This window comes from Clostridium gallinarum, assembly GCF_014836325.1.
Taxonomy (GTDB): Bacteria; Bacillota; Clostridia; order Clostridiales; family Clostridiaceae; genus Clostridium; species Clostridium gallinarum.
The window spans coordinates 56,257-72,685 of record NZ_JACSQZ010000007.1 but is presented as its reverse complement, the minus strand read 5'-3'; the positions used below and the strand labels follow the sequence as shown (position 1 = coordinate 72,685).

General features: G+C 27.4%; 17 protein-coding genes. All 17 read left to right on the top strand.

Features of this window, described 5'->3' with window-relative positions; all coding sequences use genetic code 11:
- Positions 1-203: 203 nt before the first annotated feature.
- The 17 genes from ftsZ (at position 204) to H9660_RS03125 (ending at position 16,314) form a co-directional block, all read left to right on the top strand.
- On the top strand, positions 204-1,319 hold the full coding sequence (ftsZ, locus tag H9660_RS03205) for a cell division protein FtsZ (RefSeq protein ID WP_191748483.1): 1,116 nt from the start codon (positions 204-206) through the stop codon (positions 1,317-1,319).
- Between the two features lie 217 nt (positions 1,320-1,536).
- The gene (locus tag H9660_RS03200; RefSeq protein WP_191748481.1) at positions 1,537-2,334 is read left to right on the top strand and encodes a sigma-E processing peptidase SpoIIGA; all 798 of its coding nucleotides are present in this window, start codon (positions 1,537-1,539) and stop codon (positions 2,332-2,334) included.
- 2 nt (positions 2,335-2,336) lie between these two features.
- Complete coding sequence (gene sigE / locus H9660_RS03195) at positions 2,337-3,044, top strand: RNA polymerase sporulation sigma factor SigE (RefSeq protein WP_191748479.1); 708 nt, start codon at positions 2,337-2,339, stop codon at positions 3,042-3,044.
- Positions 3,045-3,125: 81 nt separating this feature from the next.
- The gene (sigG, locus tag H9660_RS03190; RefSeq protein ID WP_191748477.1) at positions 3,126-3,899 is read left to right on the top strand and encodes an RNA polymerase sporulation sigma factor SigG; all 774 of its coding nucleotides are present in this window, start codon (positions 3,126-3,128) and stop codon (positions 3,897-3,899) included.
- A 64-nt stretch (positions 3,900-3,963) separates the two neighbouring features.
- Positions 3,964-4,275, top strand: coding sequence for a YlmC/YmxH family sporulation protein (locus H9660_RS03185; protein ID WP_341479563.1), 312 nt, complete (start codon positions 3,964-3,966; stop codon positions 4,273-4,275).
- A gap of 78 nt (positions 4,276-4,353) precedes the next feature.
- Positions 4,354-4,809 carry a transcriptional regulator NrdR gene (gene nrdR / locus H9660_RS03180; protein WP_191748475.1) on the top strand — a complete coding sequence of 152 codons (456 nt, stop codon included), beginning with the start codon at positions 4,354-4,356 and terminating at the stop codon, positions 4,807-4,809.
- 183 nt (positions 4,810-4,992) lie between these two features.
- Positions 4,993-5,727, top strand: a complete 735-nt coding sequence (gene pgeF, locus H9660_RS03175) for a peptidoglycan editing factor PgeF (RefSeq protein WP_191748473.1) — start codon at positions 4,993-4,995, stop codon at positions 5,725-5,727.
- A gap of 13 nt (positions 5,728-5,740) precedes the next feature.
- The gene (locus H9660_RS03170) at positions 5,741-6,439 is read left to right on the top strand and encodes a response regulator transcription factor (RefSeq protein WP_191748471.1); all 699 of its coding nucleotides are present in this window, start codon (positions 5,741-5,743) and stop codon (positions 6,437-6,439) included.
- 1 nt (position 6,440) lies between these two features.
- Positions 6,441-8,141 (top strand): sensor histidine kinase, encoded by a 1,701-nt coding sequence (locus H9660_RS03165; RefSeq protein WP_191748469.1) that lies wholly within the window; start codon positions 6,441-6,443, stop codon positions 8,139-8,141.
- Between the two features lie 233 nt (positions 8,142-8,374).
- Positions 8,375-9,220, top strand: a complete 846-nt coding sequence (locus H9660_RS03160) for a phosphate ABC transporter substrate-binding protein (RefSeq protein WP_191748467.1) — start codon at positions 8,375-8,377, stop codon at positions 9,218-9,220.
- 57 nt (positions 9,221-9,277) lie between these two features.
- Positions 9,278-10,165 carry a phosphate ABC transporter permease subunit PstC gene (gene pstC / locus H9660_RS03155; RefSeq protein ID WP_191748466.1) on the top strand — a complete coding sequence of 296 codons (888 nt, stop codon included), beginning with the start codon at positions 9,278-9,280 and terminating at the stop codon, positions 10,163-10,165.
- A gap of 2 nt (positions 10,166-10,167) precedes the next feature.
- Positions 10,168-10,992 (top strand): phosphate ABC transporter permease PstA, encoded by an 825-nt coding sequence (gene pstA / locus H9660_RS03150; protein ID WP_191748464.1) that lies wholly within the window; start codon positions 10,168-10,170, stop codon positions 10,990-10,992.
- A gap of 39 nt (positions 10,993-11,031) precedes the next feature.
- Entirely contained in the window at positions 11,032-11,781 is a 750-nt protein-coding gene (pstB, locus tag H9660_RS03145) for a phosphate ABC transporter ATP-binding protein PstB (protein WP_243190588.1), read from the top strand.
- Between the two features lie 21 nt (positions 11,782-11,802).
- A complete protein-coding gene (gene phoU, locus H9660_RS03140; RefSeq protein ID WP_191748460.1) occupies positions 11,803-12,459 on the top strand; it encodes a phosphate signaling complex protein PhoU in 657 nt (218 codons plus the stop codon).
- 205 nt (positions 12,460-12,664) lie between these two features.
- Positions 12,665-13,996, top strand: coding sequence for a DUF512 domain-containing protein (locus tag H9660_RS03135; protein WP_191748457.1), 1,332 nt, complete (start codon positions 12,665-12,667; stop codon positions 13,994-13,996).
- A gap of 3 nt (positions 13,997-13,999) precedes the next feature.
- Positions 14,000-15,316, top strand: a complete 1,317-nt coding sequence (der, locus tag H9660_RS03130) for a ribosome biogenesis GTPase Der (RefSeq protein ID WP_191748455.1) — start codon at positions 14,000-14,002, stop codon at positions 15,314-15,316.
- Positions 15,317-15,318: 2 nt separating this feature from the next.
- Entirely contained in the window at positions 15,319-16,314 is a 996-nt protein-coding gene (locus tag H9660_RS03125) for an NAD(P)H-dependent glycerol-3-phosphate dehydrogenase (protein ID WP_191748453.1), read from the top strand.
- Positions 16,315-16,429: the final 115 nt, after the last annotated feature.

Genomic DNA, 16,429 nt, shown 5'->3' with positions numbered 1-16,429 from the left:
AAAGTATTAAAAAAACACATAAACTACTTTTAAGCAACAAAAAAATTACATTTGACTTATTAAAGGTATTGTTAAAATAGTGGGGTATGATGTAAAATTATTATATAATGAGAAATAGTGTTAATGAATTTGAAAATTATTTAATTATGAGAAGAAACAAAGTAGAAAATTACTAGTAGATATTTTCTAAAGGAGGAATTATTTTGTTAGATTTCGAAGTGGATATGCAAGAGTTAACCAATATAAAGGTAATTGGTTGTGGAGGCGGTGGTGGTAACGCCGTAAATAGAATGATAGCTGAAGGCCTTAAAAATGTTGAGTTTATTGCAGTTAATACTGATAAACAAGCTTTAATGTTATCACATGCTAATGTGAAAATTCAAATTGGAGAAAAATTAACAAAGGGGCTTGGTGCTGGTGCTAATCCTGAAATTGGTAAAAAGGCAGCAGAAGAAAGTAGAGAAGAAATAGCAGAAGCTATAAAAGGTGCTAACATGGTATTTATTACTGCTGGTATGGGTGGTGGAACAGGTACTGGTGCAGCTCCTATAGTTGCGGAAATAGCTAAATCTATGAATATTTTAACAGTTGGAGTTGTTACTAAACCTTTCCCTTTTGAAGGAAAAAGAAGAATGAGACATGCAGAAATGGGGCTTGAAAACCTTATGAAAGCTGTTGATACACTAGTTATAATTCCAAATGAAAGACTATTAAGTATGGCAGATAAAAAGACTACACTTTTAGATTCATTTAGATTAGCTGATGATGTATTAAGACAAGGTGTACAAGCTATATCTGACCTTATTACAATTCCTGGTGTAGTAAATGCTGACTTTGCAGATATTGAAACTGTTATGTTAAATAAAGGATTAGCTCACATGGGTGTTGGTCATGGTACAGGAGACAATAAGGCTCAAGATGCTGTGAAACAAGCAATATCATCTCCTCTTTTAGAAACATCAATTGATGGTGCTACAGGAGTTATTATAAACTTTACAGGTGGAGTTGACTTAGGAGCTATAGAAGTATATGAAGCTGCTGATATAGTAAGAGAAGCTGCTGACCCAGATGCAAACATTATATTTGGAGCAGTTATTGATGAAACTTTAACAGATGAAATAAGAATTACTGTAATAGCAACTGGTTTCGAAGAAGATAATAATAAATTAATAAATCGTGAACCTATATTTGAAAAAAAGATAGTTAAAGAAGAAAAAGTGAATGTTGAAACTCCAGAACCAGCAAAGAGAGTAGATCCTCTTTTAGATATTGAAACTGATAGTGTAAATATTCCAAGTTTTTTAAGATCAAGAAAGTAATTATATATAGATAAAAAGACCAAGAAGTTTAGTTTCTTGGTCTTTTTATTATACATATTAATAGTTATAGTACAACTTTGTTAGTTTTTATTTAAATTGTTAAGTAACTGTAATTAAATGTAATAAAAGATAGATGAAAATAAAAAAAGTAACGAGTCATTATGACAAAATTTTGAGGGGAAAGAGTTTATAATTTAAATACAAAGGGGGAAGGAAAATGGTAGTCTACATAGATATACTCTTAATAGAAAATTTTATTATAAATTTATTTTTATTATTAATTACATTAAAAGCACTTAGGTATAAATATTACAAAAGTATCTATATAGCAGCTTTATTTGGTGCTTTATATACATTGATAATATTTATGGATAACAAAATTTTAGTATCATTACCATTTAAGATTATTGTAGTTTTATTAATGATTATTATTAGTACTAAAAATTTGAAGATTATTAAAGTATTAAAATCTTCTGTGGTTTTTATTTTAATGTCTTTTACACTATGTGGGTTTACATTTGCTTTTTCAATGATTGATAACTCTAATAGTATTTTTGAAAAATTTTCAATTAATAAATATTCAATTAAATATTTAATAATATCAGTAATGATTTTATATATAGTTTCAGTAAGAGTTACTGAGTATTTAAGAGATAGAAATTTACTTAACAACTTTATATATGATATAGAAATATTTAATGGTAAAAAATCTATTTTTATTAAAGGATTATTAGATACAGGAAATGCACTTAGGGAACCTGTTACTAATTTACCTTGTATAATTGTGGAAAGTGATTTTTTTAATGACTTGGAATTAAATAGTAATAATGAATTTCTAATTCCCTATAGTACTATTGGGGAGGATGGGTTACTTAAGGGATTTAAATCAAAAGACATTAGAATAAGAGGAGAAGACAAAAAGTGGAGAAATGTAGAGGTAATACTTTGTGAGTGTAAAAATAAATTAAGTAAAGAAAATGATTTTAATGCATTATTATCAAGAGGGGTTATATAGTTATGATAAATATAAAGGCTTTATTAAGTAGAATATTAGGGAAATTAAAGATTTTAAAAGGCGAATTACATTATGTTGGAGGCAGTGAAGCTCTTCCACCACCTTTAAAAAAAGATGAAGAAGAAGAATTAGTAGAAAAGTTAATTCATGGAGATGAATCAATAAGAGATATTCTTATTGAAAGAAACTTAAGATTAGTTGTGTATATAGCTAGAAAGTTTGAGAATACTGGAATTGGAGTTGAAGATTTAATATCGGTTGGGACAATTGGATTAATTAAAGCTGTTAATACTTTTAATCCTGAAAAGAAAATTAAACTTGCTACTTATGCATCTAGGTGTATAGAAAATGAAATATTAATGTATTTAAGGAGAAATAGTAAGGTTAAAGCTGAAATATCATTTTATGAACCTTTAAATATTGATTGGGATGGAAATGAATTGTTACTTTCAGATATTTTAGGTACTGAAAATGATATAGTTTATAATTTGATAGAAGATGAAATAGATAAGGAATTATTATTTTTAGCATTAAAGCATTTAAATGATAGAGAAAAAGAAATTGTTAGATTAAGATTTGGATTAAATGGAGCTAGAGAAAAAACTCAAAAGGAAGTTGCTGATATGCTTGGAATATCTCAATCATATATTTCTAGACTTGAAAAAAAGATAATTAATAGATTGAAAAAGGAAATCAACAAAATGATTTAGGTTGTCTTTAGTATAAAAGATATAACTCTCGGGGATACTTTTTAATGCAGTATGTTATTACTTCATAAGGGGTTGATAAGCTTGATTATTAATAAGGTAGAAATATGTGGAGTTAATACATCCAAGTTACCTATATTAAAAGAAAAGGAAAAAAGAGAGTTACTTTTAAGTATGAGAGATGGGGATAAAAGTGCAAGAGAAACTTTCATTAAGGGGAATTTAAGATTAGTTTTAAGTGTAATACAAAGATTCAACAATAGAGGAGAAAATGTTGATGACTTGTTCCAAGTAGGATGTATAGGACTTATGAAAGCCATAGACAATTTTGACTTAGGTCAAAATGTAAAGTTCTCTACTTATGCTGTTCCTATGATAATTGGTGAAATAAGAAGATATTTAAGAGATAATAATTCTATAAGAGTAAGTAGATCTTTAAGAGATATTGCTTATAAAGCATTACTTGTGAGAGATAGATTAATAAAAGAAAATAATAAAGAACCAACAGTTTCACAAATAGCAAAAGAACTTAATTTACCTAGAGAAGAAGTAGTATTTGCGTTAGATGCTATACAAGATCCAGTTTCACTGTTTGAACCAATATATCATGATGGTGGAGATGCAATTTATGTTATGGATCAAATTAGTGATTCAAAGAATACAGATGAAAGTTGGCTTGAAAATATATCTATTAAAGAAGCTATGAAAAAATTAAATGATAGAGAAAAACTAATATTAACTTTAAGATTTTTTAATGGAAGAACTCAAATGGAAGTTGCAGATGAAATAGGAATATCTCAAGCTCAAGTATCTAGATTAGAAAAAACAGCATTAAAACATATGAGAAAATATGTATAGAGCTCTTAAATGAGCTCTTTAAAATAAATAAAAATGTACATGCTATGCAAAAGGGGGATTTTAAGTGGGTTTTTTTGATAATATTAAAATGGATGAAGATGTAATAATAGAAGAAAATGAAATGTTATTACATTCATTAAATGCTTTAAGAACTATGGAGGTAATAGATATAAAAACAGGCTCTAAAATAGGATATATAAAGGATTTTGTTTTAGATATAAAAGAAAGTAGAGTAATATCGATATTGTTACCAGGAATGCCAAAAGGATGGTTTAGTAAGGACGAAGATATAGAAATTCCTTGGAGTAAAGTAGTAAAAGCAGGAATAGAAGTAATTTTAATAGATAGTACAGGTATAGAATGTTTAAATTCGTAAAATAATATAGAAAAAACATAAAAAAGTATGTATAATCTATATTATAATTAAAAGATACTAAAGAAAGGTGGGATTTAGATGAGGTGTCCATTTTGTTCCTTTGAAGAAAGCAAAGTTGTAGATTCTAGATCTACTGATGATAGCACAACTATTAGAAGAAGAAGAGAGTGTTTAAAATGCAATAAAAGATATACTACATATGAGAAAGTTGAAGATATTCCTATATTAGTTGTTAAAAGAGATTCTACTAGAGAAAATTTTAATAAGGAAAAAATAATAAATGGACTTATTAGAGCTTGTCAAAAAAGGCCTGTATCAAGGAAACAAATAGAGGAATTATCAGATGATATAGAGAAAACTATTTCTAATAAGATGATAACTGAAGTAGATTCAAAGTTAATAGGTGAAATGGTTATGGAAAGATTAAAGGAAGTTGATGAAATTTCCTATGTTAGATTCGCATCTGTATATAGAGAGTTTAAGGATATAAATACTTTTTTAGAGGAAATTAAGAGTTTAATTTCAACAAAGTAAAGGTTGTATTAAAAAGATTTAAGGTCGTTTTAATGCAACCTTTACTTTATTTGCTTAAAAATAAACACATATATTTAATTAAGTTAAAAGTAAGTTAAAAACAAAGTTATTAGAGTAAAATAAATAGAAATAGAAATTAATAAATGGTAAAATGTATTAAAATAAGTTAAATGAGGTGACTAAATGATAAATTTATATAAGGAAGATTTTAAGGAAAAAGATGACTTTCTTATTTATAATTTAGGAAAAATAAATATAGTTTTTTCTACTGCAAAAAATGATAGAAGTTTTAATAGACATAAAGATTATGGTATTAATAATTTAAATAGTATAGTAGATTATTTTAATTTAAAGGATATTGAGTATTTAAATCAAATTCATAGTGATAAGGTATATATTTATAATGGAGATGAAACTTTAAAAAAAGAAGAGGGAGATGCTTTAATAACTAATAAAGAAGAAACGGCAATAGGGGTTTTTACAGCAGATTGTGTACCTATAATAATAGTCGATGAAAAAAATAACACTATAGCTGCTATTCACAGCGGTTGGAGGGGTACTTTTAATTCTATAGTATTAAGAACTCTTGAAAAAATGGAATATGAATTTAATATTGATAAAGATGAAATAAAAGTTTTTATAGGCCCACATATAAGACAATGTTGCTATGAGGTTTCAGAAGAATTGAAAGAAGATTTTATAGATAGAACAAATATTAATGAAGATATTTTATTTAAAGGAAGAAATTTAAATTTAGAAGAATGTATATTAAATGATGTAAGAAAATTTGGAGTGAAAGAAAATAATATATATTCATTAAAACTATGTACTTATTGTGAAGATGAAGTTAAGTTATATTCTTATAGAAAATCAGTAGGAACATATGGAAGATTATTTTCTTTTGCTTTTATAAAATAAAGGGGGATTACCTATGTCGTCAGAAAAAATATTAGTAGTAGATGATGAAGATCATATTGTTGAGCTTATAAGCTATAATTTAATTAATTCAGGATATAATGTTATAACTGCAAATAATGGATTAGATGCAGTAAGATTAGCTAAAGAGGAAAATCCAGATTTAATTTTATTGGATTTAATGCTTCCAGGATTAGATGGATTTGATGTTTGTAAGGCTATAAGAAATGATAATGAAACTAAAGATATATTAATAATAATGCTAACAGCTAAAGGAGAAGAGTTAGATAAAATATTAGGCTTAGAATTAGGTGCTGATGATTATATGACAAAACCTTTTTCTATTAGAGAACTTTTAGCAAGAATCAAAGCTAATATTAGAAGAACTAAATCTTCAAGTGGAAGCGAAGAAATATATAAAACAAAGGAAATTTATATAAATTTTGATAGAAGAGAAGTTTATATATTAGATAAAAAAATAGAATTAACATTAAAAGAATTCGAATTATTAGAGATATTAGTTAAAAATAGAGGGAAAATATTAACTAGAGAAACACTTTTAGATAAAATATGGGGATATGAATATGTAGGAGAAACTAGAACTGTTGATGTTCATATAAGATATTTAAGAAAAAAAATTGAAGTGGATGATAAAAATCCTAAATTTATTGAAACTATAAGAGGAGTAGGATATAGATTTAATCCTAATAGTTAGAATGAAGAAAAGAATATTAGCATCATCATTAATTACTGTAATATTTGCTTTAATAGTAGTAACTTGTTCTTTTATAGCTTTATTAAATATAAAAGAAATTAATAAAACAAAAGAGCTATTAGAAGTATATAATGATATAATTATTAAAAATAATACTTTTGAAGATTTAAGTGAATTTACTATTAATAAATCAAGAGTTAGATTCACAATAGTAGATAAAAGTGGAAATGTAATTAAGGATACAGAAAATAATAACCTTGAAAATCATTTAGATAGAGAAGAAATTATTGGAGCATTTGAAAGTGGAAAATATTCTTCTGCTAGATATAGTTATACCGAAGGAATTAATGTAGTTTATTTTGCAACAAAGATTGATGAAAATACTGTTATTAGAGCTGCTGTTCCTTTAAATGATATAAAAGTATTTAAAGAGATGTACATGAAATATTATTTTATAATAATATTTTTTGTGATTTTATTATGTATTGGTTTATCACTAAAGTTAATTAGGGCAATTATATATCCTCTTAAAGAATTAGAGTTAGCTACTAATAAAATAGCTAATGGAGATTATAGTAGGAGAGTAAATATCCATACAAATGATGAAATAGGTTCTCTAGCCAATACTTTTAATAATATGGCTGAGCAACTACAATTGAAAATTATAGATTCCATGGATAAACAAAATAAGTTAGAAGCTATATTAGAAAGTATGGAAAGTGGTGTAATTGCTGTAGATAATAAGCAAAAGGTAATACTTATAAATCCATATGCTAAAAATTTATTTGGAATTAATGAAAATATAATAGGAGAAAATATATCAGAGTATATAATAGACTACGATATAATATCTTTCATGAGGGATATTCCTGAAATAGAGACAAAAGAAATAAAGCTTATGCACCCTATTCCAAGAGAACTTAGAATAAAAAAAGCACCAATAATTAATTCTAAAAAAATACCAATAGGTGTTGTTTTAACTGTTTTAGATATAAGTGATATAAAAAGGCTTGAAAATATAAGAAGTCAATTTGTAGCTAATGTATCTCATGAGTTAAAAACTCCATTAACATCAATAAAAGGTTTTGCTGAAACTTTGAAATATGTTGAGGATAATAATACTAGGAATAAATTTTTAGATATAATAGATAAAGAAACAGAAAGATTGACTAATTTAATTAATGACATATTAATCTTATCTAATATTGAAAATAGCAATAAAATGAAAGAGGAAGGGTTTAAGGCAGAAGAAGTAATAGAAGATGTAATTAATATAGTAGTAAATAGTATTAATACTAAAGAAGTAGAAATAAACTTTGATAATAGAGGGATTAAAGAGCTGTTAGGAGATAGAGATAAGTTTTATCAAATGATATTGAATTTAGTTGAAAATGCTATAAAATATTCTAAAGATAAGGTTATAATAAATATCAAAGCTTACGATAAAAAAAATTATTCATATATTGAAGTAGAGGATGATGGAATTGGGATTCCTAAAGAAGATTTACCAAGAATTTTTGAAAGATTTTATAGAGTTGATAAATCACGAGCTAAGGGTGGAACAGGATTAGGATTAGCCATAGTTAAACATATTGTTAAAATGTTTAATGGTGAAATATTTGTTGATTCGATTGTTGATAAAGGAACAAAGTTTACTATAAAAATAAGAAAAACTAAAAAATTAACAGATGTAAATATATAAATTGATTGTACGTATAGTATTTAAAGAAAGTGCTATACGTACAATTTTTTTGTCTAATGATTTTATAGTAGATTAAAGAAGATATATTTTTTTTTTTGTTAAAATTATTTAACATAATCATAACTTTTCTTAACGACAAACTAATATTTGTTTAACTTTTAGGGATTAATATAAGTATGTAAAGAAAATTAATAAACCCAAAATATTTAATTATTAATTTGGAGGAGAAATTTATGAAAAGAAAAAGTTTAAAACTTTTATGTACAGCTTTATTATTAACAGTGGTAGGAGGAACTATTGTTGGCTGTGGTAACAACTCATCAGATGGAAAATCTGAAGATGGAGAAGTTACAATATCAATTTCAGGCTCAACATCTGTTGGACCATTAATGGGAAAATTAGCTGAAAAATTTGAATCAGAAAATAGTAATATATCAATAGAAATAAATGAAGTAGGATCATCAGCAGGAATTAAAGATGCAATAAATGGTGTGTCAGAAATAGGAATGTCTTCAAGAGAATTAAAATCTGAAGAAGCAAGTGCTGTAAAAGAAACAATTATTGCTTATGATGGAATAGCAATAATAACTAACAAAAATAATCCTATAAAAAATATAACAATAGATCAAATTAAAGGAATATATACTGGGAAAATAACAAATTGGAATGAAATTGAAGGTGGTAAAGATGCACCAATAGTTGTAGTTTCAAGAGAAGAAGGATCTGGAACAAGAGATGCTTTTCAAGAAATCGTTGGATATAAATCAGAAGAACTACTACAAGATTCTATGATAGCGAATGCAACAGGAGCTGTTAAAGAAACAGTAGCAGGAAATGAGAATGCCATTGGCTTTGTATCTTTTGAATACTTAGATGATAAAATTAATATAGTGAATGTTGAAAATGTAGAACCAAAGGCTGAACTAGTACAATCTGGAGAATATAAGATTTCTAGACCATTCATATTAGTTAATAAAGCTGAAGGGTTAAGTGTAGAAGGTCAAAAATTAATAGACTTTATTTTAAGTGATGAAGGTCAAAAGTTAGTTGAAGAAAATAAAGCAATTCCAGTTAAATAACTGATTGATCAAGAATGCTCATTATGAGCATTCTTACTTTCATAGGAGAGGATAAGGATGTTAAAGGTAAAAAGTAAAAATAAAAGTAAATATGTTATAGAGAGCGTTTCAAGAGGAGTATTTTTAGCAAGTGCTCTTATTGCAGTAATAAGCTTATTAATAATTATAGGTTTTGTATTTTATAAAGGTTTAACACCATTTATAAGCAAAGGATATTCATTTAGTGATTTTATATTAGGAACTAAATGGGTACCAAGTGCAGATAAGTATGGAATTATGCCAATGGTTGTTGCTTCTATATTAGGGACTTTAGGTTCTCTTATAGTAGGTGTTCCAATAGGGATATTAACAGCTATATTTATAGCAGAAATTGCACCAAGAAGAATTGGGAAAATTATTTCTAGTGCAGTTGAACTTCTAGCAGGTATTCCGTCTGTACTATATGGTATTTTTGGATTGGCGGTAATAGTTCCTTGGATTATGAATACTTTTAATTTACCCAAGGGACAAAGTCTTTTAGCAATTATTATAGTTTTATCAGTTATGATGCTGCCAACTATAGTTACTGTTTCAGAAACTGCAATAAGAGCAGTTCCTAAATCTTATAAAGAAGGATCATTAGCTCTTGGAGCATCACATATAGAAACAACTTTCAAAGTAGTTGTTCCAGCTGCAAAATCAGGAATTTTAGCTGCAGTAGTATTAGGAATAGGAAGAGCTATAGGTGAAACTATGGCAATAATATTAGTTGCAGGAAACTCACCTGTAATTCCTAATTCAATTATGAGTTCTGTTAGACCACTTACTACTAATATAGCATTAGAAATGGGATATGCATTTGGAACTCATCAAGAAATGTTATTTGCTACAGGCGTTATATTATTCTTATTCATATTATTATTAAATTTAGTATTAAGTAAACTTTCTAGTAAGGAAGGTAATTAATTATGAGAAGATTTAAAGAAAACATATTAAAAGTATTATTATGGTTATCTGCAGGAATTACTGTAGGAATGCTAGTATTTATATTAGGATTTATATTCTTAAAAGGATATAAATTAATAAATTTCAATTTTATAACTAAGAATTATTCTGCTTCAGGAGATGGCGGAATTTTGCCTATGATAGTTACAACTTTATATACAGTATTTATATCTATTATAGTAGCAACTCCTATAGGAGTACTCGCAGCAATATATTTAACTGAATATGCAAAACAAGGTACGATGGTTAAAATAATTAGATTTGCTACAGAAAGTTTATCAGGTATTCCATCAATAGTTTATGGATTATTTGGATCTATATTTTTTGTTGTAACATTAAAGTTTGGATATTCTATTCTTGCAGGATCTCTTACAGTTGCTATTATAATATTACCTGTAATTATAAGGACTACTGAAGAAGCTTTAAAAGCTGTACCACCTTCTTATAAAGAAGCATCTTTAGGTCTTGGTGCAACTAGATTTCAAACTTTATATAAGGTTATAGTTCCTAGTGCAATACCAGGTGTATTAGTTGGTGTAATATTATCAGTTGGTCGTGTAATTGGGGAATCAGCTGCAATTTTATTAACAGCTGGAACAGTTGCTAAAATGCCAAAAGGAATAATGTCAAGTGCAAGAACTTTAACAGTACATTCTTATTTAGTAACACAAGAAGCTGGAGATATAGAGAAAGCTGCTGCAATTGGAATAGTTTTAATAGTAATAATATTAATTTTAAATTTATCAGCAAAATTAATTACTAAAAAGTTTAATAAGGCAAATTATTAATTTATAATACTAAGAGGTGTAAGTATGTCAAAGGAAAATATGAAAAAAATTCAAGTAAGAAATTTGAATTTATATTATGGTGATAATCAAGCTTTAAAAAACATAAATATAGATTTAGAAGAAAATAAGGTTACTGCATTTATAGGACCATCAGGTTGTGGTAAATCTACATTCTTAAGAACTTTAAATAGAATGAATGACTTAATAGATAGTGTAAAAATAGATGGAGAAATCCTAGTTGATGGAGAAGACATATATAAAAGTAAAGATGTAATTGCGTTAAGAACAAAGGTTGGGATGGTGTTCCAAAAACCAAATCCATTTCCTATGTCAATATATGATAATATAGCTTATGGACCTAGATTACATGGAATAAAGGACAAAAAAACTTTAGATGAGATAGTAGAAAAAAGTTTGAAAGGTGCTGCTCTTTGGGATGAAGTTAAAGATAGGCTTAAAAAGAGTGCACTAGGACTATCAGGAGGTCAGCAACAAAGATTATGTATAGCTAGAACTATAGCAGTATCACCTGAAATAATATTAATGGATGAGCCAACATCAGCTTTAGATCCAATATCAACTAATAAAATGGAAGAGTTAATGGAGGAACTAAAGAAAAAATATACAGTAATAATAGTAACTCATAACATGCAACAAGCTGGAAGAATTGCTGATAAAACAGCATTTTTCTTAAATGGAGAAATTATAGAGTATGGAGATACAGAAGATATTTTCTATAAACCTAAGGATAAAAGAACAGAGGATTATATTACTGGAAGATTTGGCTAAAATTAAAATGAGGTGATTAAAATGATGAGAGAAGTAATGGAAAGTAAAATTAAGCTACTTAATTCAGAGCTAATTGAAATGGCTAGTTTAGTTGAAAAACAAATATACGATAGTATAATGGCTTTAAAAAATCAAGATGTTGAATTGTCTAAGAAAGTTATGAAAAATGATGATAAAGTAGATAATCTTCAAAAGGTAATTGAAGAAAAGTGTATAAAATTCATGGCTACTGAATCACCACTTGCAAGAGATTTAAGAAGCATATATACAACAACTAAAATAGTTACTGATTTAGAAAGAATGGCAGATTATGCAGTGGATATTTGCAAAATAGTTCCTAGGGTTAAAGGAGTAGGTTTTTCTGAAGAAATAGCACCTGTTTGGGAACTGGTAGATTTAATTAATAATATGATAAAATTAGCTATTGAGGCTTATGTTAATGGTGATGAAAAAGCAGCTTATGAAATTTGTCATATGGATGATAGAGTAGATGCTATATATCAAGGCATGTTTGCAATAGTTCTAAAGAAAATGGGGAAAGATGAATCAATGATAAACCAAGGAACTCAAATACTTTTTGCATCTAAGTATTTAGAAAGAATAGGAGATCATGTAACAAATATTTGTGAGTGGATTATATTTTCTAAAAAAGGTAATTATGTAGATTTAAATGAATAAATATAAAGAACATCCTCGAATAAGGGGATGTTTTTTATTGACTATATAATATTAATAATGTAATATAACATCAAGTGATTATTAAAATTAGGCTTATTATGCATAATATAAAAATAATAAATTTTATGTAGTGATTATATAGTTTAACTTTTTATAAATATATTTAATAATTCAAAAGATAACATAGAGATATTGAGGTGAAAAAATGAAAAATTTAATTAAGAAGGTAGATGCAGGGAGCATTGCGGAAGAAGTAGGGATTGAAGTAAATGATGTATTAATTTCAATTAATGGAACGCCTATAGATGATATTATAGATTATAAATTTTTAGCTGTTGATGAAGAAGTGCTTTTAGAAATCGAAAAACCTGATGGCGAAATTTGGGAATATGAAATTGAAAAAGAATATGGGGAAGACTTAGGGCTTGAATTCCAAGGTGGAATAATGGATAAGGCTAAAAGTTGTTCTAATAAATGTATGTTTTGTTTTATAGATCAACTTCCTAAAGGAATGAGAAATACATTGTATTTTAAAGATGATGATTCAAGATTATCATTCCTTCAAGGTAACTTTGTTACATTAACTAATATGAAAGATGAAGATATTGATAGAATCATTAGATACAAGATTAGTCCTATTAATATTTCAGTACATACTACTAATCCAGAACTTAGAGTAAAGATGCTAAAAAATAGATTTGCTGGAGCTATTATGGAAAGGCTTAAAAAATTAAGGGATGCAGAAATTGAAATGCATGCACAAGTAGTTTGCATACCTAATGTAAATAATGGTGAAGAATTAAGAAAAACTGTAACGGACTTATATGAGCTTCATCCATATGTAAAGAACGTAGCTGTAGTTCCAATAGGTATTACTAAATTTAGAGAAAACTTACCAAAGGTAGATACATTTACACAAGAATCGGCTAAAAATGAAATTATGATGATTCAAGATTTACAGAATAAATTCATTAAAGAAACAGGAGCTCCATTCGTGAGATTATCTGATGAGTTTTATATAACAGCTGGATTAGATGTTCCAAAAGAAGAGTTTTATTCAGAGTATGAACAACTAGAAGATGGAGTAGGAATGATAAGGTATTATAGAGAAGTTATCAATAGAACTTTAGAGTTTTTAGATAAAGACGCTAAAGGAAGCTTTTCTATGGTAACAGGAGAATTAGCATATGATGAAATAAAGAGATCAGCAGATCTTATAATGGATTACAATCCTAATATTAAAATAGATGTATATAAGGTTATAAATAACTTTTTTGGAAATACTATAACAGTAGCAGGACTTTTAACAGGAACTGACATAATAGATCAATTGAAGGGAAAAATAAATTCTGAATATTTAATTATGTCAAGTAATATGTTTAGAAAAGGATATGAATTAGCACCAGCAGAGATGGTTATGTTAGATGATTTAAATATTCATGATATAGAAAAAGCTTTAAACGTTAAGGTTGTAGTTTGTGATTATACAGGTGATGACCTTATTGATGTAATAAATGCAAATTGTAAGGAGGACTAAAGAATGGGAAAACCAATAGTTGCAATAGTTGGAAGACCAAATGTAGGTAAATCTACTTTATTTAATAAATTAGCAGGACAGAGGATATCAATAGTTCAAGATACTCCAGGAGTAACTAGAGATAGAGTATATGCTCAAGCGGAATGGCTAAATTATAATTTTACTATGATTGATACAGGTGGTATTGAACCAGAAAGAGAAGATATAATAGTTAAACAAATGAGAAGGCAAGCTAATATTGCTATTGAAACAGCTGATGTAATAGTATTTGTAGTTGATGGAAAAGAAGGATTAACACCTGCTGACCATGAAGTTGCAAGTATGCTTAGAAAAAGTAAAAAAGAAGTTGTATTAGTAGTAAATAAGGTTGACTCTTTAAAGGAAGAAGATAATGCTTGGGAATTCTATAACTTAGGTATAGGAGATCCAATAACTATTTCAGCTTCACAAGGACTAGGTCTTGGAGATATGCTTGATAGAGTAACAGAAAACTTTGATAAATTTAATGAAGATGAGGAAGAAGATGAATATATAAGAATAGCTATGATAGGAAAGCCTAATGTAGGAAAATCTTCTTTAATTAATAGATTATTAGGTGAAGATAGATTGATTGTATCTAATATACCTGGAACTACAAGAGACTCAATAGATAGTACACTAGAAAGTGATTTAGGAAAATTTATTTTAGTAGATACAGCTGGGCTTAGAAGAAAAAGCAAAGTTAAAGAAGAAATAGAAAGATATTCAGTAATAAGAACTTATGCTGCAATAGAAAGAGCAGATGTATGTATACTTATGATAGATGCTACTGAAGGTGTAACAGAGCAGGATGAAAAAATTATAGGATATGCTCATGAAATGAATAAAGCTATAATGGTTATAGTTAATAAGTGGGATCTTATAGAAAAAGATGATAAGACTATGCAAAGATATAAAGAAGATTTAGAAATGAAATTAAAATTCTTAAAATATGCTAAATATTTATTTATATCTGCAAAGACAGGACAAAGAACTCATAAAGTTTTAGAAATAGCAAAAGAATGTTATGACAATTACTCAAAGAGAGTTCCGACTGGAATATTAAATGAAGTTATAAATAAAGCAGTACTTATGAAAGAACCGCCAATAGTTGGTCTTAAGAGATTAAAGATTTATTATGCTACACAAGTAGCAGCGAAACCACCTAAATTTGTTTTCTTTGTTAATGATTCAAATGCAAGACATTTCTCTTATGAAAGATATATAGAAAATCAATTGAGAGATAGTTTTGATTTTAGTGGTACTGGTATTCAAATAGAATATAGGGAAAGGAAGGAATAATTATGAGTAATGTGGCTTTTTTAGGAGGAGGTAGTTTTGGAACTGCCCTAGGTATCTTATTAGCTAATAAGGGATATAAAGTTAACATATATGATAGAGATAAAAATGTAGTTGACGATATAAACATTAATAGAAAAAATGATAAGTATATTAAGGAATTAAATATACCTAAAAATGTCACTGCCTATAATAATCTTCAAGAAACATTAAATAATTCTAAGTTTGTAGTTTTATCTGTACCATCACATGTAATAAGAAGTGTTTCAAGATCTTTAAAAGGTAAGGTAGATAATGATGCTATTATTATTAGCATAGCAAAAGGTATTGAAGAAGGAACTAATTTAAGGCTATCGGAAGTTATAGAAGAAGAACTTCCGAGTAATAAAGTTGTTATATTATCTGGACCAAGTCATGCAGAAGAGGTGGCCTTTGATATACCAACTACAGTTGTGGTTTCATCTAAAGATAAAGATGCAGAAGCTAAGGTTCAAGAACTGTTTATAACTAATAATTTTAGAGTTTATACTAATAATGATTTAGTTGGAGTAGAAATTGGAGGTGCAGTAAAAAATATTATTGCATTAGCTGCAGGAGTATGTGATGGAATAGGATATGGTGATAATTCTAAGGCAGCACTTATGACAAGAGGTATGGCTGAAATAGTTAGAATAGGTCAAAAGCTTGGAGGAAATCCAGAAACCTTTCTTGGATTAACTGGAATGGGAGATTTAATAGTTACTTGTACTAGTCCCCACTCAAGAAATAGAAGAGCTGGATTTTTAATTGGTAAGGGTGAATCTACAGAAGAAGCAATTAAGGATGTTGGAATGGTTGTTGAAGGTATTAAAGCTTGTAGAGCTTTTTATGAGTTGAAAGAAAAGCTTGGTGTAGAAATGCCAATAACTGATGTTTTATATAAGATTTTATTTGAAAATAAAGATCCTAAAGATGCTGTAGTAGCACTTATGGAAAGAGAAAGAAAAAGTGAAATATATTAAATTTATAGGAGAAAAGCATTTATTGTTTTTCTCCTATTTTTTCTTTTTAAATCATATTCAGTAATATTTAAAAAGAAAAAATAGTATATTACTATATAAAGAATTAAAAAGTTTA